Raw genomic sequence first — 23,009 nt, 5'->3', positions numbered from 1 at the left:
AGGATGCGGGGCGGTCCCAGACTTGTCGCGATTTTGGCCCGGTCCTGTCCCGGTTCAGGCTTCGGCGCCGGGCTCCCCGCCCTCAGCCACGCCGGTATCACCGGCTTCGGCGCCGCCCTCGCCTTCGCTCTCGCCGCTGTCACCGATGCGCTCGACCGAGACCACCTTCTCGCCTTCGGCGGTGTTGAAGATGGTGACGCCCTGCGTCGAGCGCCCGGCGATGCGAATCGGCTTGTCGCCTTCCACCGGCATGCGGATGGTCTGGCCGCCATCGGAGATCAGCATGATCTCGTCGCGATCCTCGACCGGGAAGGAGCCGACCAACCGGCCATTGCGCTCGTTCACCACCATGGCGACGATGCCCTTTCCGCCGCGTCCGGTGACCCGATACTCGAAGGACGAGGAGCGCTTGCCGTAGCCGTTTTCCGAAACGGTCAGGATGAACTGTTCGGAAGCGCCCATCTCGGCATATTTCTCCTGGCCGAGCTCGATATCGCCGGCAGCTTCCTCCGCCTCGGCCGCGGGCACCGCCGCCTCCTCGCCATCGCCGGTCACGGCGCGGCGCGCCGCCGAAGCGAGCTTGAGATAGGCGGCACGCTCATCGGCGGTCGCATCGAGATGGTGCAGGATCGCGAGCGAGATCACCTCGTCGCCCTTGGCGAGGTTGATGCCACGCACGCCGGTCGAGTCACGGCCCTTGAAGACCCGCACCTCCGGCACCGCGAAGCGGATGCACTGGCCTTCCGCCGTCGTCAGCAGCACGTCGTCATGCTCGGAGCAGATCTGCACGTCGACGATGGCGTCGCCCTCGTCGAGCTTCATCGCGATCTTGCCGTTGCGGTTGACCTGGACGAAGTCGGAGAGCTTGTTGCGGCGGACATTGCCGGTCTTCGTCGCGAACATCACGTCGAGACGGCTCCAGCTCTCCTCGTCCTCCGGCAGCGGCATCACCGTGGTGATGCGCTCGTCCTTGTCCAGCGGCAGCATGTTGTTGAGGAACTTGCCGCGCGCATTCGGCGCCGAGAGCGGCAGGCGCCAGACCTTCTCCTTATAGGCCTGGCCCAGCGAGGAGAAGAAGATGATCGGCGTATGCGTGTCGGCAACGAACAGGCGGGTGACGAAATCCTCCTCGCGCGTCGCCATGCCCGAGCGGCCCTTGCCGCCGCGCTTCTGCGCCCGATAGGTCGAGAGCGGCACGCGCTTGATGTAGCCGGCATGGCTGACCGTGACGACCATGTCCTCGCGGGCGATCAGGTCCTCGTCGTCGAGATCCGAGCCCCAGTCCATGATCTCGGTCCGGCGCGGCGTGGCGAAGGCGGCCTTCACCTCGGAGAGCTCGGTCTTGATGATCTCCTGGATGCGCTGGCGCGAGCGCAGGATGTCGAGATAGTCGGCGATCTCCTTGGCGAGCTTTTCGAGCTCGTCGCCGATCTCGTCGCGGCCGAGGGCGGTCAGGCGGGCGAGGCGCAGCTCGAGGATCGCCTTGGCCTGCGCGTCGGAGAGCCGGTAGGTGCCATCCGGATTCATCGGATGGCGCGGATCGTCGACCAGCGCGATCAGCGGCGCGATGTCGTCGGCCGGCCAGTCGCGCGCCATCAACGCCTCATGCGCCGCCGACGGCGTCGGCGCCGTGCGGATCAGGCGGATGACCTCGTCGATATTGGCGACGGCGGTGGCAAGGCCGCAGAGCACATGGGCGCGCTCGCGCGCCTTGTTGAGCAGATAGCGCGTGCGCCGCGAGACGACCTCTTCGCGGAACTCGACGAAGGCGGAGATGAAGTCGCGGAGGTTCAGCACCTCCGGCCGCCCGCCATTCAGCGCCACCATGTTGGCGCCGAACGAGGTCTGCAGCGGCGTGAAACGGTAGAGCTGGTTCAGCACCACGTCGGCGACGGCGTCGCGCTTGATCTCGATGACGACGCGCACGCCCTCGCGGCTCGACTCGTCGCGCAGGTCCGAGATGCCCTCGATCCGCTTCTCACGGACGAGATCGGCGATCTTCTCGACCATCGAGGCCTTGTTCACCTGATAGGGAACCTCGGTGACGACGATCGCCTCGCGCTCCTTGCGCAGTTCCTCGATATGCGTCTTCGAGCGCATCACGATCGAGCCGCGGCCGGTGTGATAGGCCGAATGGATGCCGCTGCGGCCCATGATCGAGGCGCCGGTCGGGAAATCCGGGCCGGGCACGATCTCGATCAGCTCGTCGATCGTGATTTCGGGATTGTCGATCAGCGCGATACAGGCGTCGATGACCTCGCCGAGATTATGCGGCGGGATGTTCGTCGCCATGCCGACCGCGATGCCGCCGGCGCCATTGACCAGCAGGTTCGGATAGCGCGCCGGCAGGACCGTCGGCTCATGCTCCTTACCGTCATAGTTCGGCTGGAAGTTGACCGTGTCGAGGTCGAGATCCTCGAGCAGCGGCATCGCCGCCTTGTCGAGCCTCGCCTCGGTGTAGCGATCGGCCGCCGGGCTGTCGCCGTCCATCGAGCCGAAATTGCCCTGGCCGTCGATCAGCGGCAGGCGCAGCGAGAAGTCCTGCGCCATGCGCACCAGCGCGTCATAGACCGCGAGATTGCCGTGCGGATGGTATTTACCCATCGTGTCGCCGACGATGCGGGCGCATTTGGTGTAGGGCCGCTCGGGCAGGTTCTTGTTCTCGTGCATCGAGAACAGGATGCGCCGGTGCACCGGCTTCAGGCCGTCGCGGACATCGGGCAGAGCGCGGCTCACGATCACGCTCATCGCGTAATCGAGATAGCTCTTCTTCATCTCGTCGGTGATCGCGATCGGCTTGATCTCGCCGCCGAACTGCGGGCCGTCGTCGCGCTTGTCGTCGTTGTCTTCGCTCAAGGGAAAAGCCCCGATTCAACCCAGTTTTTCAGCTTTCTGGCTACCCGATTCCACGCTTCGAGGCCAGCGAAACACGATTCGATCGGGTGAAAATAAGCCTCTGATCTTTCAGTGCCTTACGCGCCATTCTTGAATCGGTTCGGCAACCGGACCGCAATCTCGCCATGTTTCGCGCGTGACGCCGGCATTGCGCCATGCGTAAGCTCCCCGCATGTTCCTCGAATATCTCACTTCCGCCCTGGTCACGCTGCTGGTCACGCTCGATCCGCCGGGGCTCGCGCCGATCTTCCTGTCGCTGACGCGCGGCATGACCAATGACGAGCGCCGCCAGGTCGCGGTGCGCGCCTGCCTGATCGCCTTCGGCATCCTGGCCTTCTTCGGGCTGGTCGGCGACATCGTGTTGAAGGCCCTCGGCGTCTCGCTGCCGGCCTTCCGCATCGCTGGCGGGCTGCTGCTGTTCTGGATCTCCTTCGAGATGGTGTTCGAGCGCCGCAACGAGCGCAAGCAGGCGACGGCCGAGACCGCGATCACCCAGGACCATATCCGCAATGTCGCCGCCTTCCCGCTGGCGATCCCGCTGATGGCAGGCCCTGGCGCCCTCACCGCGGTCATGCTGCTGGCCGGCCGCGCCGGCGGCGACATCGCGATGCTCACCTCCCTCGCCGTGATCTGCGGGCTCGTCATCCTCTCCTGCCTTGCCACCTTCCTGCTGGCCGTACCGATCGCGCGCCTGCTCGGGGTCACCGGCAATGTCGTGCTGACGCGCCTGCTCGGCGTCATCCTCGCAGCACTCGCGGTGCAGTTCGTCATCGACGGCATGCGCGCGGTGATCAGGGCCGGCTGAGGCAGGATCGGCCGGCCCCAAGACGCTGTGACCGGCTCAGCCGGCTCAGCTGCGGGACTGGCCGGCTCGCAACGGGGCGACGCGGGCGCGCGCCGGCCTATTTCTCCAGAAAGGCCTTCACCGCCCCTTCGGCCTGCTTCATTGAGATCACCCCGTCGAGATGGCCGCGGCTGCCGTTGATCGTGACGTGGGTTACGTCGCGCCCGGCCTTTTTCGCTTCCGCGACGCTGCGTTGGATCATCTCGTCTGGAAAGACCAGGTCCTTCGGCTGGCTGACGATCAGCAGCGGCGCCCTGATCCGGCTCATCCCGTCCGCGAGCGACTTGCCGCCGGCGGCATAGAGCTGGTTCGCCTTGACCAGATAGAGGAAATGGTTGGCGTCGGAGACTTTCGCGCGCGCCTCGCCGGCATTGTCGAGCACGCTCTGGACCTGGAACTTGTTGCCGAGCGCCTTGGCCGGATCCTCGCCCTCCTTGGCCGGGCGGCGGCCGAAGGTGCCATTGGTCCAGTCGCCGTGATTGGCTTGCAGCGTGACGACGGTCAGTGCCTTGGCGAGGCCGGCATTGGGCGGCGTCCTGCCGTAATAATCGCCCTTGTTCCAGTTGGGATCGACCAGGATCGGCGCGGCCCAGACATCGAGCCAGGCAATCAGCTGCGCGTCGGCTTCGGCCGCACCGATCACCGCCATAGCCTTGCCGACCATGTCGGGATGGCTCGCCGCCCATTCATAGGTCTGCAGCGCGCCCATCGACGGGCCGGCGACCATCGCCAGCTTCCTGATCCCGAAACTCTCGACCAGGGCCTTCTGGACATTGACGAAATCGCCGATGGTCACGACCGGGAAGTCGAGCGCGTAGGGTTTTCCGGTGTCGGGATCGATCGAGGCCGGGCCTGTGGTCGTGGTCTTCGGATCGCCGGTGTTGAGGTTGACCAGTGTGTCGGAGGCGATGACGAAATATTTGTCGGTGTCGATCGCCTTACCGGGGCCGATGATGGCGTCCCAATAGCCGGGCGCCGCATCCGAGGCCGCATATTTGCCGGCTGCGTGCGAATTGCCCGAGAAGAAATGGCAGATCAGGATCGCGTTCGATTTGTCGGCGTTGAGCGTGCCATAGCTCTCCCAGCCGACCTTGACGTTCTTCAGCGTGCGCCCGCCCTGCGTGGTGAAGCTCGGGAGATCGAAGACCTTCTTCTCGACCAGCAATTCCTGAGCGTCCGCCATTCCCGTGACCATCATCCCGACGACACCCAACACGCCCGCGATCCAGCCCTTCATGCCGCGCTCCCTTGCTCCGGCCGGCTTCTCGGCCATGAAGCGGATCAGAGCGGATTTGGCCGGCTAACGGAAGAGGGCTTGCCCCCGTCATGCTCGCCCCTGTGGCGAGCATCCACGTCTTGAACAGCACATTGTAGGAAGGAAGACGTAGATGGTCGGGACAAGCCCGACCATGACACGGAGCGCTATAGCGTCTCGAGCAGCCCCTTGATCAGCGCCCGGCGCGGAGCGATCGACGGGATCAGCCCATATTCCTGCAGGGTGTGGGCACCATCGCCATCGATGCCGAGCCCGTCCAGCGTCGGGACGCCGAGCGCCGCGGTGAAATTGCCGTCGGAGCCGCCGCCGGTCATCGGGCAGTCCTGCAGGTCGAAGCCGTTTGCGGCAGCGATCGCCCGTGCCTTCTCGAAGAGCGCGCTGACCTCGGCGCTCTTCTCATAGGGCGGGCGGTTCATGCCGCCGCTGACCGTGACCTTCACATCTGGGTCATGCGGCTTGAGGCCGAGGATGCGCTGTTCCATCAGCGCACCGTCGGCGACGGTGGTGACGCGGCAATCGACGCTGAACCAGGCATGCTGCGGCACGACATTCGCCGCGGTGCCGCCGCCGACTAGCGCGACCGTGGTGGTGATGCCGCGCGAATAGTCGGTCATGCCTTCGACGGCGAGGATCTGATGTGCCGCCTCGCGGATGGCGTTGCGGCCATCGGCATGGCGCGAGCCCGAATGGGCCGGGCGCCCCTCGATCTTCACCTCGAAACGGCCGACGCCCTTGCGCGCCGTGACGATCTTGCCGCCCTCGCGTGCCGGCTCGGTGACCAGAACCGCCATCGACCGGCGTCCGATATCCTCGATCAGCCCGCGCGTCGTCGGCGAGCCGATCTCCTCGTCCGGCGTGAACAGGAAGACCATTGGCCGGCGAGCCGAGCCGCCCTTGGCGGCGTCCTTGAAGGCCTGCAGCGCCAGCCATGCACCGCCCTTCATGTCGTAGACGCCGGGGCCATAAAGCCGGTCGCCCTCGACCCGGACCGGCAGATCCTTGGCGCTGGTGCCGACAGGGTGGACCGTGTCGAGATGCGACATCAGCGCGACCGCCTTCTCGCCATTGTCGACGCCGGCGCGCAGCACCAGGCTGTCGCCGAGCCCGTCACGGCCGGGGATGCGCTCGACGGCGATCGGCAGGCCTTCGACCTCCCTGGCGACGAGGTCCATCATGCCGTTGACGCCGGGCACGTGATGGGTGGGGCTCTCCAGCGCGACCCAGACGGAGAGCGCGGGAACGGCGGGATCGTGAATGGTCATGATGGCTTGGTTTCGCAGGACAGCGTGGCGATACCGGGGAGATTGGCCATTTCGCCGGCTTTGTCCATCGCCGCTGGCGGGCAGCGGCCCTGCGGTCCGCGGGCAGGCGCGCTCAGCTCAGCTGCCGCAGCCCGGCCGGCGTCTCGATCTGCGCATGATAGCGCAGCCTTGGCCACTGGATCAGCGCGGGAGCGCCTTCGATCGCCAGCTCGCGATAGAGCGCGGCGATCGGGCCCGGCTCCGGATGCGCTAGCGAGAAGCCGCGCAGGCGTGCCCCGAGATCGGCGATCGCCGCCATCGAGCGCGGCTTGCCGCGCCTGTCGATCACGGAGGGCACCGCCCCGTCGAGCGGCAGCGCACCGTCGTCGGGAATGGCGAAATCGAAGGCCGGGCCGTTCGCCGGAAGCGCGACCTTGCGGCCGAAGACACCGCCGCGGCCTGCGAGCACGGTATCGATCGCATCGGTTCGCGCCACCCAGCCGCGCAGGCGCCGCCCCTCCTCCCAATCGGCCCTCACCTGGCTTTGATCGTCGAGGCCGAACCAGCGCGCCCGGCCGGGCGCCTCACCCTCGGGATCCAGCGCCACGATCTCCAGATAAACGCCGTCGCCGAGCTGAAGCAGGTGATTATGCGTGCCCATGTAGCGATGGTGCTGGCCGAAGGGGACATCGAGATCGAGACAGGCGCGGACATGCGCGACGCCCTCGGCGAGCGTCGGCGCGATCACGGTGAGATGGTCCAGTCTCAGCATGCCCCGCTTCTCGCCCCGGCTCGCGTCTCATCTCGCAGCATACGAAAAGAGGCGCCTCCTGCGAGACGCCTCCCTGAACCACAGAGCGACAACGCCGCCCCCAAACAGCGAGAAACTAGAACGGGATATCGTCGTCGAGATGGCTCGACGAGCGCGAGGAGCCGCCGCCCGAACCGCCGCCGGACATCGCCGGCTGGCGCGAGCCGCCGCCGCTGCCGCCCATCGGGCTCTGGCGGCCGAAAGAGCCGCCGCCGGAGGAGCGATCCTCGAAGGAACCGCCGCCGCCTTCGCCATATTCATCCGAGCCGCCCTGGCCGCGGCTGTCGAGAATGGTGAGTTCGCCGCGGAAGCGCTGCAGCACGATCTCGGTCGTGTACTTCTCGACGCCCTGCTGGTCCTGCCATTTGCGGGTCTGCAGCTGGCCCTCGATGTAAACCTTCGAGCCCTTCTTCAGATATTGCTCGGCGACCTTGGCGAGGTTCTCGTTGAAGATCACCACCGAATGCCACTCGGTGCGCTCCTTGCGCTCACCCGACTGCTTGTCGCGCCAGGTTTCCGAGGTGGCGATGCGCAGATTGACGACCGGCTCGCCACTTCCGAGGCGCCGCACCTCGGGGTCGCGCCCGAGATTGCCGACCAGAATGACCTTGTTGACGCTACCAGCCATGACAGGCTCCGTTTTCCTGCGCACTTCATCACGAACCGGCCGATCGACCGGAAGCGGACCCTAGCGATCCATCATCGCTTTATCAATGATGTTCCCGTTTTGTTCAAGCATAAAATCCCGAGTTGTCCCCGGAGATTCGCAACCGGTCCGTCCGTTCCCCAGGCCTGAAATCCGCCGCGGCATCGGCGCCCGCATCGGCTTGGGCACGGCAGGGTCCTGTGGCATCGGACCAAAAAGTGGAAGCCACTTTTCGGAAAACTCCGATGCGATAACAATGAGATAGATCGCCGCGCGTCCATTCGGACGCGCGACGATCTGGCGCGCTTCAGCCCGGAGATTTAGAGTTCATCGGCAATCCTCGGTCCGGCGATCATTCGGAGTTCAGGATGAACACTGCAAATCTCCAACTCGAAGGTCTTTTGCTCGCGGCCGCTGCCCTCTTCGGAGAGTTGAAGCGAAAAGGCCAGCTGGACAGCAGCCAGATCGAGGCGGCGCTCGATCGTGCCGACCAGGGCGCCTCCGCCCGGGCGACGGAGCTCTCCGATGCCAATCAGGAGGCAATCCGCTTTCCGATACGCTTCCTGCGCCAGGCGCTGCGCGACGATGCCGGCCCGCTCGACTACAGCACCATTGCCGCCGAGATCGGCCGTTCGCTGGACCTGAGAGCAAATCGAAGCCCGGGCAAATAGGGCTTCCGAGCCGCCGCCGAAGACTTCAACCGCGCCCTCTCTGCCGATCCAGCGCGCCCTGCAACTGCTCGACGCGGATCGCCAGGGCTTCCCTGGTCAGGTTGACGCCCTCCGGCGCGCCGTCGATCGACAGAAGGACGCCGCGCTCGGCCATGTCGAGCTGTTCCTGCGCGAGCTCCAGATGCTTCCTGAGCATCTGCGTGACGCGGTCCTTGGCCACCGGGTCCGTATCCATAGCGCCCTCGCCTGTTCACCCCCCAGCACGCGACGATCGCACGGCCGGAGCCACTCGCCAACTCTCGGCACCTTCCGCCGTCCGGACCTGCGGCTCCGGCCCTGCAGCGGCGAGCTTCGCTCCGCCCTCGGCCCGCGCCAATCGTGAAAGCCGCTCCGCCATGACGCCAGCGAGCGCCTCGGACGAGCAGCGCCGCCGCCACCAGTCGAGTGCGCTCCTGTGCAGTTCGGCGAGGCGCTCCGGGTCGGCGAGCAGGCCGTTCACGCAAGGGCCGAGCTCGGACCAGTCGTCGAGCTGGATGAAGGGGCAGTCCGCGAAGAACCAGTGCCGGGGCACCCGGTCGCAGATCACGACGCAGCCCTGTCGCATGCCCTCGAACAGCCGGAAAGTCTCCGTCGAGGAACCGCGCGGCGCGAGGCAGATCTTGGAATCGGCCATCAGCTCGGAATAGCGGACCCCATCGGAGAGGATCCCATTCATGTAGGAGCCGGTGTCGGCCCAGAACACCTCGCCCGGCATTGCCGCGGCGAGCCGCTGCAACTCCTCGAGCATGCACGAGCGCGCAATATCCTTCGGCGTTCCCAGCAGCGCCCGGATCGAGAGCGGATGATAGGCGCGCTGCTTGACGCTGCCGATGAAGGAGACGGCGTAACGGCGCTCGGCGAAGGGCTTGCCGGGCAGGTCGGTCTGTCTGGCATAGCCGAGGGGAACGGTCATGCCGCCCTCCTCTCGGGCGATCGCATCCTTGTGCCGGAGTGCCAGCAGCCCGCTGCTCCAGGCCCAGCGCAGCGCGTCCCGGACCGTCTTCGCCAGCAGCGCCAGGCCGGCGCCGATCTGAAGCGTGTTCACATAGGGGAAGAAGCCATGCGTCTTGAAGACGTAGCGCACCTTGTCGAAATAGGGCGGGATCTCGCAGAACTCCTCCATCAGGAGCAGGACGACGACGTTCCTCCCATAGCTCGGCAGCTCCCGCACCGTCTCCGTGCCCCAGACGATGTAGAAGATCAGGCCATCGGCCTCGAGGAGAGGCTCGAGCATCTTCAGGACGCCGACCCAGTAGGCCAGGAAGACATCGGCGAACGGGTCGACATAATCCGACAGATTGATCTCGACGGGATCATGCGCGTGGCGGCACAGGAAATATCTGAACTTGCCGTCCATGCTCATTCCGGCGAAAGCCCCAACCTCGGCGCGGCAGGCGCCCGGCACATACGCAGCTTGCGGCTGCCATGTTGGCGACGCGGCTCGCCCAAGGCCATGGCTCTTCGGAGGTAGCCCTGCGGAACAGGCCGGCCGGGACCGCTTCTCGTTGCGCTCCACCCGTCGAGCGCGGCCAGAACGACAACGCCGCCGCTTCCGGGAAGCGGCGGCGCATTGCCTCACATCGTCGCAGCTGTTTCGTCAGCTCTCGCCTATGCCGGGAGCACGACCACCTTCGTCTTGACCGGGGTCTGAGCGTAGAGGTGCATCATGTCCTGCGTTAGCAGGCCGACGCAGCCGCTGGTGATGCCGTTGCCGATCGATTCGGCGTCGAGCGACGCATAGATCGTGTAGAGCGTGTAGGCGCCGTTCTGGTAGAGATGGAGCGTGCGCGCGCCGAGCGGGTTCTCGAGCCCCCCCGGCATGCCGCGGGCATATTTCGCCACCTCGGGCTGGCGCTTGATCATCTCCCTGGGCGGCGTCCAGGTCGGCCATTCGGATTTGCGCCCGACATAGGCGTTGCCGTTCCAGCGGAAGCCGTCGCGCCCGACATTGGCGCCATAGCGGGTCGCGGTGCCGTCGCCCGCGACGCGATAGACATAGTAATTGGCGGGATCGACGATGATCGTGCCGGCCGGCTCCTTGCTGTCATAGGCGACCGTGCGCCGGAAATATTTCGGATCGACCTTGCTGACGTCGATCGCCGGAACCGGGAACTTCTCTTCCGGCACCGGCCCGTAGAGCTTCTGCGCCTCGGCGAGGCTCATGCCGTCGGATGTCGCGCAGCCGCCCAGCGCCAGCGCGCCGAGACCGGCGGCCGAGCCGGCCAGAAACGACCGGCGGTCGAGCCTCCCGATCCGAGGCTCGCGCAAGGCGGCCACGCCCCATTTGCCGGCGCCGGCATTGCTATCGTCCATGCTCATGTTTCCGGACTTCCCATGTCCTGTTGCGCGAAGAGGAACTGCTTCGGCATAGGCCCGCTGAAGGTATCGTCGCGCTGAGATTGCCGTCATAGCGCCCGGCTGGCAAGCGCGCGCCTTCGCTTCGGCGACACTTCACGCCTCAGGACGGGCCTCGAGCCGGCCCGCCAACCGCCTTCATTTCGCTCCGCCTCGACCAGATTTCAGATCGCAGCCCACATGGGAATTGCCCGCTCAGGGCGCCTCGCCCTCGAAGCGCACGCCGAGCGCGGCGAGTGCCCGCCAATAGTCCGGATAGGTCTTCGCCACGCAGGCCGGATCGAGGATGGTGATGCCGCCGATCTTCAGCCCGGCCAGCGCGAAGCTCATCGCGATGCGATGGTCGGCGAAGGTGTCGATCTCGGCCGGCAGGGTCTGCCCGGCGAGCGACGGATCGGAGGCGACGAGGAGATCGTCGCCCTCTTCCACCCCGAGCCCCGGCCGGATCCGCGACAGGCCCTGCGACAGCGCCGAGACTCGGTCGCATTCCTTGACGCGCAGATTGGCGATGCCGGTGAAGCGCACCGGCGTTTTGTTGAAGGCGGCGAGCACGGCGAGCGTCGGCACCGCATCCTGCATCTGCGCGCCGTCGATCTCGGCCGGCAGGTTCGGGAAGGCGGCGATCAGCGCATGCGCCTTGGCATCGGGCTGGGTGAAGGCGGCCGCCGGCACGCCGAGGTCGATCTTGCCGCCGGTGAGCACTTCCGCCGCCCAGAGATAGGTCGCGGCCGAGGCGTCGGGCTCGATCAGATAATCGGCGGCGCGGTAGCCGGTCGGCTCGATCCGCCAGGTCGCGGGATCCGGCTGCGAAACCTTGGCGCCGAAGGCCGCCATCGTCGCGAGCGTCAGGTCGACATAGCCGCGGGCGCCGATCTCCTGGCTGTCTCCCAAGCCGCTGAGCGCAACCTCGACCGGCCCGCGTGCGCAGGCGCCGGCCATCAGCAGCGCCGAGACATATTGGCTGGAGAGCCCGGCATCGACCTCGACGCGGCCGCCGGCGAAGCCGCCCTGCCCCGCAACGGTCACCGGCGGGCAGCCGCTCGGCGCCTCGACCGCGACGCCGAGCGTGCGCAAAGCCGTGACTAGCGGCGCGATCGGCCGCTTGCGCATATGCTCGTCGCCATCGACCGCGACCTGCCCCTCGACCAGCGCCGCCGCGGCGGTGAGGAAGCGCGTCGCCGTGCCGGCATTGCCGAGGAAGAGCGGCGCCGCAGGAGCCCGCAAACGGCCATCGCCGGTGACGACGAAGCTGGTCGCGTCCGGCTCCTCGACGGTGACGCCCATCGCCCGCAGCGCCTGCGCCATATAGCGTGTGTCGTCGCTCTTCAGCGCACCCGAAAGCCGGCTGGTGCCCTTGGCCAGCGCCGCGACGAGCAGCGCCCGGTTGGTGATCGACTTCGAGCCCGGCGGCGTCACCTTGCCGCGCAGTGCCCCGGCGAAGGGCACGATGGTGAGTTTGCGGACTTCGGAATCGGTCATGACAGGCTCGCCCTCGCCGTTCGGCTGCGTTGCGAGGCTCTTAGCCCGTGCAATCCGCCAGCGGAAGCCGCACTGGTCATGCCCGGCCCGCTACTGCCGTCACATCGAAACGGAGCCGCTCCGGAATGACGTCTGGAGAGAGCGGAAAGACAAGTCCAAGCCGACACTCAGCCCGGCGCCAAGCCATGCCCACCCACCGGCTCGGTCACGGTGTGATTGTCGAAGCCTGCGATCAGCGGGCGGGCCTTGGCAATCGCCGCCTGCACGGCCGGCAGGTGCAGCGAGGCGGCATGGCTTTCCTGCCGATCCCAGACCTCGGTCACCCAGATCGCGTCGGGATTGGCGGGATCGCGGGCGACGACATAGCTCAGGCAGCATCGCCGCGCTGCTGCCGAGGACATGGCCGATCAGCGCCTCGCGTTCGCCGGGCTTGGCCAGCATCCGTCCAATCAAACCATACATGGCGCCTCTCCCCGCTCTCCTTGCGGGCGGCACGCTGCCGAAGCGCCGGGGCATGCGCAATCGGCTCCCTGACGGCAAGTGTCAGCAGCCTTTCGGGAGCGAACTACTCCCTAGGGCACGCCGGGCCGGCGCGGCGAACGCTGTGCGCGAAAGATCGCCTGGGCGAGCCTGTCGAGCAGCACCGCCAGCAGCACGATGCCGAGCCCGCCGACGAAGCCGAGCCCAGGATCGGCGCGCTGCAGACCGAGGAGAACGGTCTCGCCCAACCCCTTGGCGCCGATCATCGAAGCGACGACGACCATGGCGAGCGCCATCATGATCGCCTGGTTGAGCCCTTGCAGGATCGCCGGGCGGGCGAGCGGCAGCTCGATCAGCCAGAGGCTCTGCCTTGCGCTCAGACCCAGCGCCCGTGCCGCCTCGACGGCGCGCCCGTCCACCTCGCGCAGGCCGAGCTCGGTCAGGCGGGCGAAGGGCGGCAGGGCATAGATCAGGGTCGCGACCAGTGCCGGCGCGCGACCGAGCCCGAGGAGCATCGCGACGGGGATGAGGTAGACGAAGCTCGGCACGGTCTGCATCAAATCGTAGAGCGGCGTCAGCGCCCGCGAGATCCGTGGCGTCCTCGCCGCTACGACACCGAGCGGCAGCCCAAGCAGCACGACCAGCACGACGGCGACGACGATCAGCGCCAGCGACTGCATCGCGGCCGGCCAGACCCCGAGCAGAGCTAGCATCAGCACGAGCGCGGCCATGCCGGTGGCGAAGGCGATCCGTCGCGTGGCGAGCCAGGCCGCAAGCCCGACCATGGCGATACCCGCCTCCGGCGGCACCTGCGCCAGCGCGCTTTCGAGCAGCCTGACCGGCGCTGTCAGCCCGTCCGAAACGGCATCGAGCTTGTCGCCGGAACCGGTGACCAGCGCATCGACCAGCCGGTTGACGACGCCCTGGAGCGGCTTGCCGAGATCGGGCAGCAGGCCAGCGCTCACAAGCCGGCCTGAACCTTCGCAGCGACCTCGGCGGTGAGCCAATGGCGCCAGTCATCCGGCCGGTCCTTGAGGAAGCGCAGCGCCTGCTCCTCCGGTGTGATCCCGGCCTTGCGAGCCTCGCCCAGCATCTGCGAGGTCAGCGCGCTGCTGATGCCGTAATTCTTGAAGAAGCTCGTCATCTGCGGCGCCGACTGGGTGAAGGCGAGATTGGCGCCGATCACCACCTTGCTGACCGGATAGGCGGTCGCCCTGGTCGGCTTGTCGCTCGCCTTCAGCTCGGCCCAGATCGCCGGGTCGAAGGCCGGCTCGCCGAGCTTGACCAGATCATAGGCGCCGATCAGCCAGCTCGGGCTCCAATAGTAGAACAGCACCGGCTGCTTGCGCTTCAGGTTCGCCTCGATCGCCGCGACCAGCGCCTCGCCCGAGCCGCCACGGACATTGTTATAGTCGTCCGCCAGCCCATAGGCGGTAAGCTTCTTGGTGTTGATGCCCTCGCAGACCCAGCCGGCGACGCAATTGTAGAAGCGCCCCTTGCCCGGCTCCTCCCGGTCGGGGAACAGCGCCTTGTGGCGCTTGAGATCGGCGACGGTCTTCAGGTCCTTCGCCTTGGCATCCGCGCCCTCGACGAGATAGCGCGGCACGTACCAGCCCTCATTGGCGTCGGGAAAGGTCGTGCCGAGCGGGATCACCTTGCCGGAGGCCTCCGCCCTGGTCCAGGCCTCGACCGGGTTCGCCAGCCAGATCTCCATGATCACGTCGACATCGCCGCGCGCCAGCCCGTTGACCAGCGGCGCGACCACGCCCGGCACGCGCTCGACCTTGCAGCCAAACCCCTTCTCGACCACCGCCCGCGCCACGGCTGTGTGGAAGGCGGCCGAATCGTAGTCGAGCCCGGCGATCTTCAGCGGCCTGTCGAGCTCGCAGGAGAGAACGGGCGCGGCCAGCCCGAGACCAAGCAGCAGAGTTGCAGTGCGCAGAACGGCTTTCATCATGACGATCCCCCGCTGGCTGCTGTGCCCCGGTCCGGGCACTTGACGTTTGGGCAGGTCCACGAAGCGCGAAAGCGAGCGAAATGTTCCGCCCGACAGGCGACGACATTAGCGCCACTTCCCGCCCAGGGCACTGCGCAAACGGGTGATGACATGGACCGCTCCGCCGACCGCGCCTGTCAGCAGCATTGGGCGATAGTTTCCATGCTCCGAGCCCTCATCCTGAGGAGCCATTCTGTCAGGAATGGCGTCTCGAAGGATGCTCCAAGAGGCTCCAGAACCAGCTGGAGTATCCTTCGAGACGCAGCCTATCGGCTGCTCTTCAGGATGAGGGCTTGTTGCTGTTTGCGCTCAGCCGGGCGTGCCCAGCGCCCGCAGCGCCTTCAGCGTTTCGCGCAGGCCGCGATGCAGCGGCTTGTCCTTGCGCAGGACGAGGCCGAGCGTGCGATGCACCCGCGGCGACAGGGAACGCACCACGAGCCCGTCGTTCTCGCCGCGCACCGCCATGCCGGGCAGCACGGCGCAGCCGAGGCCGGCACCGACCAGCCGCTTGATCGCCTCGACGCTGCCGAGCGACATCACCGGCTTCAGCGTCACGCCGGCACGGGCGAACCATTCATCGGCGATGCGCCTGGTGATGCCGCCGGGCTCGAACAGCAGGACAGGCAGGCGGGCCAGCGCTTCCGGCGTCAGGCGCGCTGGCAGCTCCATGCCCGGCGGAGCGATCACGGCGAACTCATCCTCCAGCAGAGGGGTGACGTCGAGGCTCCGACCGGCGGCCGGCAGCGAGACCAGGCCGATGTCGATCTGGTTGTCCTCGATCGCCTTGACGATATCCGAGGTGTTACCGGTGCTGACCGTGATCTCCAGCGTCGGGTGGCGCTGGCGCAGGTCTCGCAATAGCGGCGGCAGCAGGAAGATGCAGGCGGTGGCGCCCGTGCCGATCCGCACCCGGCCCATCGCCCCGGTCGCATGCCGTGCCATCGCTTCTTGCGCCGCCGCAACTGCCGCCTCGATCCGCCCGGCATGGTCGAGCAATTCGGTGCCCGCCGCGGTCGGCTGCGCCCGGCGCCCGACGCGCTCGATCAGGGTCACGCCCAGCCGCCGCTCGAGCTCGCGGATCTGCAGGCTGACGGCCGGCTGGCTCAGGCCGAGCCTCTCGGCCGCCGCCGAGAAGCTGCCGAGCGCGATCACCTGGCGGAAGCTGTCGAGCTGGTCGAGGCGGAGGTCGCGCATCTCAAAGAGTTTCTTATGCTCTGCATAATTTCGAGAAGCTTCATTTATGGCTGGGCAAAGCGCAAGCTGACACCCGGTTGAGAAGTTGGAGGCTGTCGCAAGGTCATGCGCTGCTGCGATCTGGTGTCACGTCATTCCGGACAAGCGCCACAGGCGCGCAGCTCCGGAATCGATCGCAGGACGCCGAGCCCAAAGATGGCTTCCGGCGCTCCGCTTCGCAGCGGCCGGAATGACGGCGTCTCATGAAAACGAGGCTGTGCGATGCAGGGCGAAGCGTGCTGCGCGAGGCCGCCGCCTATCTCGGCGCCTCCCGGCATTCGCGCTATCAGCAATTGCGGGCCCTGCGCGACCTCGACGACCACCAGCTCGCCGATATCGGCGTGACGCGACAAGAGGCGCTGACCGGGCGCCCCGACCAGACGGAAAGGCGGCCCTGCGGGGCCGGAACAACTGCGATGACGACGACCGAGTTCGCCGGCCATACCACGCCGCCCATCTTCGTCCGTGATGCCCAGGAGGACGACATGGCCGCGATCCAGGCGATCTACCGCCACCATGTCCTGCACGGCCTTGCCAGCTTCGAGGAGACGCCGCCGAGCATCGAGGAGATGCTGGCGCGCCGGCAGGCGGTGCTCGGGCTCGGCCTGCCTTATCTCGCAGCCGAGCTCGATGGCCGCGTCGTCGGCTACAGCTATGCCAGCCTCTACCGCCCCCGCCCGGCCTATCGCCACACGATCGAGGACTCGGTCTACGTCGCAGAAGGACAGGCCGGCCGCGGCATCGGCGGTTCGCTGCTCGGCGCGCTGATCGCCCGTTGCGAGGCCGGCCCCTGGCGCCAGATGCTCGCGGTGATCGGCGACAGCGGCAATGCCGGCTCGATCGGCCTGCACCGCCGTTTCGGTTTCGAGCCGGTCGGCACCTTGCGCTCGGCCGGCTTCAAGCTCGGCCGCTGGGTCGACACCGTGCTGATGCAACGCAGCCTCGGCCCGGGAGACCAGACGCTGCCACAGCCATGGGCGGCCGGATCGGCCAGGTGATCTCCCACCGCACCGTCTTCTGCCTCGGGCTGGCGCAGCTCATCTCATGGGGCGTCTCCTATTATCTGGTCGGCGCCTTCGGCGAGCTCATCGGCAACGAGCTCGGCTGGTCGCAGGCGATCATCCATGGCGGGCTCTCGGCCGGCCTCCTGGTGATGGGACTGACCTCCGGCACTGTCGGCCGCCTGATCGACCGCCATGGCGGCCGCGCCGTGATGTGCCTGGGCTCGCTGCTGACGGCGGCCGGCATCGCCGGCCTCGCCTTCGCCCAGACGATCCCCGCCTATTACGCCGCCTGGATCTGTCTCGGCCTCGCCATGCGGCTCAGCCTCTACGATGCCGCCTTCGCGGCGCTGGCCCGGATCGGCGGCAGCGCCGCGCGCCGGCCGATCGCCCAGATCACCTTGCTCGGCGGCCTCGCCTCGACCGTGTTCTGGCCGCTCGGCCATGCGCTCGCCGAGCATTTCGGCTGGCGCGGCGCGCTGCTCGTCTATGCCAGCTTTGCGCTCCTCACCTTGCCACTGCACCTGACGCTGCCGACTGCCTCGGCACGGCCTTTGTCCGACGCGGCCGCGGCGAAGCCCTTCGTCTCTCTCAGCCCGGCCGACACCCGCTTCGCCGGCCTGCTCTATGCGCTGATCGTCACCTTCGCCGGCATCCTCAATGCCGGCATGTCCGCCCATATGATCGGCATCCTCGCCGGGCTCGGCCTGCCCGCCGCGATCGCAGTCTGGATCGGCGCGACGCGCGGCATCGGCCAGTCGCTGGCGCGGCTCGGCGAAGTGCTGTTCGGCGCGCGGACCAGTCCGTTCGACCTCAACCTTATCGCCTGCCTCGTCCTGCCGCTCTGCTTCGTCCTCGGCCTCGCCGGCGGCGCGAGCGCCCTTGCCGCGCTCGCCTTCGCCTTCTGCTATGGCGCCGGCAATGGCGTGCTGACGATCACGCGCGGCACCTTGCCGCTGATGCTGTTCGATCCGAAGAGCTATGGCGCCTATGTCGGGCGTCTGTTGGCGCCGGGCTTCGTCCTCTCGGCCGCCTCCCCGCTCGGTTTTGCCCTGCTAATCGAACGCCATGGCGCGCCGGCGGCGCTGATCCTGTCCGGGACGCTGGCGCTCGCCATGCTCGCCTCCGCGATCCTGCTCCGCAGGCGCTTCCGCAGCCTGCCACGCTCCTGACAGCGCCTGTCAGCAAGCGCGACAAGAACAATGCGGCAACATCCGCGGCTGCGTGCTACTCATGCCAGCCTTTCGTCGGGCCGCACTGGCAGGACCCGGCATTTGCCCTATCTCTACGGCTTACCCGAACCGGACACCGAAATGGCCCGCAAGATCTCGGCCCAGAAGGCCACGCTCGCCGAACAGGCCGCGACGCTGGAAGACATGTTCGACCGCAAGGCCGAGCAGGATTCGGCGGCCGACCGCAACGCCCGCATCATCTCCGTGCGCGGCGCTCGCGAGCACAATCTCAAGAATGTCGACCTCGCCATTCCCCGCGACAAGCTCGTGGTGTTCACCGGGCTTTCCGGCTCGGGCAAGTCCTCGCTCGCCTTCGACACGATCTATGCCGAGGGTCAGCGCCGCTATGTCGAGTCGCTCTCGGCCTATGCCCGCCAGTTCCTCGAGATGATGCAGAAGCCCGATGTCGACCAGATCGACGGGCTCTCGCCGGCGATCTCGATCGAGCAGAAGACGACCTCGAAGAACCCGCGCTCGACGGTCGGCACCGTCACCGAGATCCACGATTATATGCGCCTGCTCTGGGCGCGCGCCGGCATCCCCTATTCGCCGGCGACCGGCCTGCCGATCGAGAGCCAGACCGTGCAGCAGATGGTCGACCGCCTGGTCGAGCTGCCGGAGAAGACGCGCGGCTACCTGCTCGCGCCGGTGGTGCGCGGCCGCAAGGGTGAGTTCCGCAAGGAGATGGCCGACTGGCTGAAGCGCGGTTTCCAGCGCGTCAAGGTCAATGGCGAATTCTACGAGATCGCCGACGCCCCCAGCCTCGACAAGAAGTTCAAGCACGACATCGACGTGGTGGTCGACCGCATCGTGATCCGCCCCGATCTCGGCGCGCGGCTCGCCGACTCGCTGGAGCAGGCGCTCGACCTCGCCGAGGGCATCGCCGTCTTCGAATATGCCGACGAGAAGGAGGAGAACGGCGAGGCCCGCCGCGTCACCTTCTCCTCCAAGTTCGCCTGCCCGGTCTCCGGCTTCACCATCCCCGAGATCGAGCCCCGGCTGTTCTCCTTCAACAACCCGTTCGGCGCCTGCCCGGCCTGCGACGGGCTCGGCCACGAGATGCGGATCGATCCGGAGATGATCGTCCCGGACCATTCGCTCTCGCTTAAGAAGGGCGCGATCGCGCCCTGGGCCAAGTCGACCTCGCCCTATTACGGCCAGACGCTCGATGCGCTCGCCCGGCATTTCGGCTTCTCGACCACAAAACCCTGGTCGGAGCTGCCGCAGCAGGCCAAGGACTCGATCCTGTTCGGCACCGGCACCGAGGCCGTGCGCATGGCCTACAACGACGGCCTGCGCGCCTATGAGGTGAAGAAGCCCTTCGAGGGCGTGATCACCAATATGGAGCGGCGCTGGAAGGAGACCGAGAGCGACTGGGCCCGCGAGGAGATCGGCCGCTTCATGTCGGAGACGCCCTGCGCGGCGTGCAACGGCTTCCGGCTCAAGCCCGAGGCGCTGGCGGTCAAGCTCGACATGCGCCATATCGGCGAGATCTCGCGGCTCTCGGTCAAGGACGCGCTCGCCTGGGTCAGCGCCCTGCCCGGCAAGCTCTCGAAGAAGCAGAACGAGATCGCCCCGCGCATCCTGAAGGAGATCCGCGACCGGCTGACCTTCCTGCTCGATGTCGGCCTCGAATACCTCACCCTCGCCCGCGCCTCCGGCACGCTGTCCGGCGGCGAGAGCCAGCGCATCCGCCTCGCCAGCCAGATCGGCTCCGGCCTCACCGGCGTGCTCTATGTGCTGGACGAGCCCTCGATCGGCCTGCACCAGCGCGACAATGAGCGCCTGCTCGGCACGCTGCGCCGCCTGCGCGACCTCGGCAACACCGTGATCGTCGTCGAGCATGACGAGGACGCGATCCTCACCGCCGATTATGTCGTCGATGTCGGCCCCGGCGCCGGCATCCATGGCGGCGAGATCGTCGCCAAGGGCACGCCGCAGGACATTCTCAGCGACCCGAACTCGCTCACCGGCAAATACCTCACCGGCGAGATGAGCGTCGCGGTGCCCGGCAAGCGCCGCAAGCCGCAGAAGGGCCGGAGCCTGAAGATCGTCGGCGCCCGCGGCAACAACCTCAAGGACGTCACGGTCGACATCCCGCTCGGCCTGTTCACCTGCATCACCGGCGTCTCCGGCGGCGGCAAGTCGACGCTGGTCGTCGACACGCTCTACAAGGCGGTGGCGCGCAAGCTCAACGGCTCGATCGAGCACCCTGCCCCGCATGAGCGCATCGAGGGCATGGAGCATCTCGACAAGGTCATCGACATCGACCAGTCGCCGATCGGCCGCACCCCGCGCTCGAACCCGGCGACCTATACCGGCGCCTTCACGCCGATCCGCGAATGGTTCGCCGGCCTGCCCGAGGCCAAGGCGCGCGGCTATCAAGCAGGCAGGTTCAGCTTCAACGTAAAAGGCGGCCGCTGCGAGGCCTGCCAGGGCGACGGCGTCATCAAGATCGAGATGCACTTCCTGCCCGACGTCTACGTCACCTGCGATGTCTGCAAGGGCAAGCGCTATGACCGCGAGACGCTGGAGGTGAAGTATCGCGACCGCTCGATCGCCGATGTGCTCGACATGTCGGTCGAGGAGGCCAAGGACCTGTTCAAGGCCGTGCCCTCGATCCGCGACAAGATGGTGACGCTCGCCCGCGTCGGGCTCGACTATGTCAAGGTCGGCCAGCAGGCCACCACCCTGTCGGGCGGCGAGGCGCAGCGCGTCAAGCTCTCCAAGGAGCTCTCGAAGCGCGCCACCGGCCGCACCCTCTACATCCTGGACGAGCCGACCACCGGCCTGCACTTCCACGACGTCGCCAAGCTGATGGAGGTGCTGCACGAGCTGGTCGAGCAGGGCAATTCCGTGGTGGTGATCGAGCACAATCTCGAAGTGATCAAGACCGCCGACTGGATCATCGACATGGGCCCCGAAGGCGGCGACGGCGGCGGCGAGGTCGTGGCGCAAGGCACGCCGGAGGATGTGGTGCGGATCGGCAAGGGCCACACCGCGCGGTTCTTGAAAGAAGTGCTGGAGCGGCGGCCGTTGAAGGGCAAGGGGGCGAGGGAGGCGGCGGAGTAGCGCCGCTATGCGGCGATACCGGCCGCAACACTGTGCCCGGGTTTATTGAACTGGCGGCCGAAGTGTCGCTCTCCGGTTCGAGCAGTGCAGTTATTGCATTGCAGCTATCGCCGTGGCTGGTTCAGAGCATTGGCCGGTGAAAGTCCGGATGCGCTATTGGCGCAAGGCCGCTCTCAAATTGGTATGGAAGGACCTAAAGCCCGTAGCCTGGGCAGTCGTTCGATAGCCACTCCGCGTGCGTTCTTCGACCACCATTTGGGCCTTCTTTGATTCGCGGATGTAGACATCAAGATCTGAGCGGCTCCTGAGATATGGCCATTTCGCCAGATACTCTGGAACTGCGGCGTTGTTGGCTACGAAGGATGCCAAAAACCGCTCTTTTTCGGTAGCGACACCAATCTCCCAAGGAACCCACCAAGAAGCCTGCGTTACTGGACTTATAACTGCCAGTAGCTGAGTAGATTTTTCAAGCTGTTCGCGGATATAATCCGCCAAATCTGGACCAGAAAGTGCTAACTGACTATCAATTGTATCAAGATAAACATCCATTCCATTTAATTTTAGATAAGCTGCGATCTCTGTCGCAGTTCCACTGTCTTCTTTTTTGTGAGATATAAAAACTCTAAGCAATTCATCCTCCGGCTAATCTAGATCCGCTTTAGTACAGCCAAATTTCTATAGTGGGCACCTAATGCGGTCAATTTGCAAGATTTTTCCTCAATAGCAGCAAAAAACATGTGATCTGCATGGACTGGAGCCACGAGCCCGTGCCTGTTGCACATCTGAAGCTCTTTGAAGAGCCTCTGCTTATCCTCGTCCTCTGGGAAGCTAATTTTCTGCTCGGGAGAGAGGGAATTTCTATCGGGCTCATGCGACGGATCGAGTGGGAACTCGTAGCCCGGATCCGGAAAATAGTCCGGCAGCCGCCGCAAAACCTCCAGAGGAACCTTCGGCGCGACGCTCCGGAGAACAACAAAATGCTGCACATTGGCCTTGTAAACCGGCCGCTGCTCCCACTCACCGAGGGTTTGGTCGATCAGTGAGTACAGACCAGCCGGCGTAATACGCCCGCATACATCTGCGGCACTACCACTCAAGCCATCAAGTAGCAAGCCTGTAAAGAGACCATGTCCTCCAGACTCGCTAGCGAAGCCGTCGCGATGGCAAGCTGTGAGAATTGTCACTCCGTTACCGATCAAAGCAGATGCAGATCCCGAGATTCCTTGTATTTCTCCAGCATATCCAGATTGGCAGCTATCCAATATGATTACTGTAGATTTTATTCTTGGGTATGCCTTATTTGCCAAATCAATAACATCACTAAGCGAAATTCCCCAAGAAGGCTTTTGACCATCTTGACTTACAAGGTATCCAGCGTTCGTCTCGGTATTTATAACACCATGACCGGCAAAGAATAAAAGCGCAATCTCAGCATCAGCCTTGAACAGATCGACTATTGCCTCATGCAAGACACCGGTCGATACGTGAACGCCATTACTTGTTAGAAGTTTGACACCGAAATTGGGAGATCCGTCCCCATTTCTTGCAAGCGTATTAGCGATTGAGGCGGCGTCATTAACGCACCCACTTAGGGCCCAGACTCATAACCAGTAGCTGACGATCGCTGCGATGCAGACGGCGGCGAGGAAGTTGACGGCGTTTCGGTCGTATCGGGTTGCGACACGGCGGAAGTCCTTGAGGCGGCAGAACATACGCTCGATAGCGTTGCGGTCGCGAT

19 protein-coding genes and 2 pseudogenes are annotated in these 23,009 nt (G+C 66.0%); 5 read left to right on the top strand and 16 right to left on the bottom strand.

Translation table 11 applies throughout. The features are described 5' to 3' along the window. Window positions 1-54: 54 nt before the first annotated feature. Entirely contained in the window at window positions 55-2,856 is a 2,802-nt protein-coding gene (gene gyrA / locus J0J10_RS23945; RefSeq protein ID WP_291649793.1) for a DNA gyrase subunit A, read from the bottom strand. Between the two features lie 211 nt (window positions 2,857-3,067). On the opposite strand from gyrA, the gene J0J10_RS23940 reads away from it, so the two are divergent. Then, window positions 3,068-3,700: a MarC family protein gene (locus tag J0J10_RS23940; RefSeq protein ID WP_291637878.1), complete on the top strand. Its 633-nt coding sequence runs from the start codon at window positions 3,068-3,070 to the stop codon at window positions 3,698-3,700. Window positions 3,701-3,797: 97 nt separating this feature from the next. On the opposite strand, the gene J0J10_RS23935 is transcribed toward J0J10_RS23940, so the two are convergent. From J0J10_RS23935 to ssb, 4 genes are all read right to left on the bottom strand, one after another. Next, a complete protein-coding gene (locus J0J10_RS23935) occupies window positions 3,798-5,012 on the bottom strand; it encodes an E22 family MetX-like putative esterase (RefSeq protein ID WP_291649791.1) in 1,215 nt (404 codons plus the stop codon). A 149-nt stretch (window positions 5,013-5,161) separates the two neighbouring features. Further along, on the bottom strand, window positions 5,162-6,277 hold the full coding sequence (locus J0J10_RS23930; RefSeq protein WP_291649790.1) for a M20 family metallopeptidase: 1,116 nt from the start codon (window positions 6,275-6,277) through the stop codon (window positions 5,162-5,164). A gap of 112 nt (window positions 6,278-6,389) precedes the next feature. Next, entirely contained in the window at window positions 6,390-7,028 is a 639-nt protein-coding gene (locus J0J10_RS23925) for a VOC family protein (RefSeq protein ID WP_291649788.1), read from the bottom strand. A 115-nt stretch (window positions 7,029-7,143) separates the two neighbouring features. Further along, a complete protein-coding gene (gene ssb / locus J0J10_RS23920) occupies window positions 7,144-7,695 on the bottom strand; it encodes a single-stranded DNA-binding protein (protein ID WP_291649786.1) in 552 nt (183 codons plus the stop codon). Window positions 7,696-8,081: 386 nt separating this feature from the next. Here ssb and J0J10_RS23915 point away from each other — a divergent pair, with 386 nt between their 5' ends. Further along, window positions 8,082-8,384, top strand: coding sequence for a hypothetical protein (locus J0J10_RS23915; RefSeq protein WP_291649784.1), 303 nt, complete (start codon window positions 8,082-8,084; stop codon window positions 8,382-8,384). A 25-nt stretch (window positions 8,385-8,409) separates the two neighbouring features. Here J0J10_RS23915 and J0J10_RS23910 read toward each other — a convergent pair whose 3' ends face one another. The 8 genes from J0J10_RS23910 to J0J10_RS23875 all read right to left on the bottom strand — a co-directional run bounded on the left by J0J10_RS23910 (window position 8,410) and on the right by J0J10_RS23875 (window position 15,927). After that, on the bottom strand, window positions 8,410-8,619 hold the full coding sequence (locus J0J10_RS23910; RefSeq protein ID WP_291649782.1) for a hypothetical protein: 210 nt from the start codon (window positions 8,617-8,619) through the stop codon (window positions 8,410-8,412). A 15-nt stretch (window positions 8,620-8,634) separates the two neighbouring features. Next, complete coding sequence (locus J0J10_RS23905) at window positions 8,635-9,780, bottom strand: glycosyltransferase family 47 protein (RefSeq protein WP_291649781.1); 1,146 nt, start codon at window positions 9,778-9,780, stop codon at window positions 8,635-8,637. 251 nt (window positions 9,781-10,031) lie between these two features. After that, window positions 10,032-10,742, bottom strand: coding sequence for a L,D-transpeptidase (locus J0J10_RS23900; RefSeq protein WP_291649780.1), 711 nt, complete (start codon window positions 10,740-10,742; stop codon window positions 10,032-10,034). Between the two features lie 231 nt (window positions 10,743-10,973). Next, entirely contained in the window at window positions 10,974-12,257 is a 1,284-nt protein-coding gene (locus tag J0J10_RS23895; RefSeq protein WP_291649778.1) for a 3-phosphoshikimate 1-carboxyvinyltransferase, read from the bottom strand. Window positions 12,258-12,424: 167 nt separating this feature from the next. After that, window positions 12,425-12,658, bottom strand: coding sequence for a putative quinol monooxygenase (locus J0J10_RS23890; RefSeq protein WP_465247250.1), 234 nt, complete (start codon window positions 12,656-12,658; stop codon window positions 12,425-12,427). A gap of 171 nt (window positions 12,659-12,829) precedes the next feature. After that, window positions 12,830-13,702 (bottom strand): ABC transporter permease, encoded by an 873-nt coding sequence (locus J0J10_RS23885; protein WP_291649776.1) that lies wholly within the window; start codon window positions 13,700-13,702, stop codon window positions 12,830-12,832. Further along, window positions 13,699-14,694, bottom strand: coding sequence for an ABC transporter substrate-binding protein (locus tag J0J10_RS23880; RefSeq protein WP_291649774.1), 996 nt, complete (start codon window positions 14,692-14,694; stop codon window positions 13,699-13,701). Before J0J10_RS23880 ends, J0J10_RS23885 begins: the two co-directional genes overlap by 4 nt. A 348-nt stretch (window positions 14,695-15,042) precedes the next feature. Continuing rightward, complete coding sequence (locus tag J0J10_RS23875) at window positions 15,043-15,927, bottom strand: LysR family transcriptional regulator (protein ID WP_291649772.1); 885 nt, start codon at window positions 15,925-15,927, stop codon at window positions 15,043-15,045. Window positions 15,928-16,169: 242 nt separating this feature from the next. Here J0J10_RS23875 and J0J10_RS23865 point away from each other — a divergent pair, with 242 nt between their 5' ends. The 3 genes from J0J10_RS23865 (at window position 16,170) to uvrA (ending at window position 21,271) form a co-directional block, all read left to right on the top strand. After that, a complete protein-coding gene (locus J0J10_RS23865; protein ID WP_465247249.1) occupies window positions 16,170-16,964 on the top strand; it encodes a GNAT family N-acetyltransferase in 795 nt (264 codons plus the stop codon). Further along, a complete protein-coding gene (locus tag J0J10_RS23860; RefSeq protein ID WP_291649770.1) occupies window positions 16,961-18,139 on the top strand; it encodes an MFS transporter in 1,179 nt (392 codons plus the stop codon). Before J0J10_RS23865 ends, J0J10_RS23860 begins: the two co-directional genes overlap by 4 nt. A gap of 141 nt (window positions 18,140-18,280) precedes the next feature. Beyond that, on the top strand, window positions 18,281-21,271 hold the full coding sequence (gene uvrA / locus J0J10_RS23855) for an excinuclease ABC subunit UvrA (protein ID WP_465247248.1): 2,991 nt from the start codon (window positions 18,281-18,283) through the stop codon (window positions 21,269-21,271). A gap of 153 nt (window positions 21,272-21,424) precedes the next feature. On the opposite strand, the gene J0J10_RS23850 is transcribed toward uvrA, so the two are convergent. The 3 genes and pseudogenes from J0J10_RS23850 to J0J10_RS23840 form a co-directional block, all read right to left on the bottom strand. Beyond that, window positions 21,425-21,901 carry a toll/interleukin-1 receptor domain-containing protein gene (locus J0J10_RS23850; RefSeq protein ID WP_291649768.1) on the bottom strand — a complete coding sequence of 159 codons (477 nt, stop codon included), beginning with the start codon at window positions 21,899-21,901 and terminating at the stop codon, window positions 21,425-21,427. 17 nt (window positions 21,902-21,918) lie between these two features. Further along, window positions 21,919-22,851 (bottom strand): annotated as a pseudogene (locus J0J10_RS23845) (caspase family protein); the annotation flags it as partial. 21 nt (window positions 22,852-22,872) lie between these two features. Further along, window positions 22,873-23,009: pseudogene (locus J0J10_RS23840) on the bottom strand (IS5/IS1182 family transposase); the annotation flags it as partial.

The organism is Allobosea sp., from assembly GCF_017308075.1.
Classification (GTDB): Bacteria; Pseudomonadota; Alphaproteobacteria; order Rhizobiales; family Beijerinckiaceae; genus Allobosea.
Note: the sequence above shows the minus strand (reverse complement) of the source record. Positions and strands in the feature narration are given on the sequence as shown.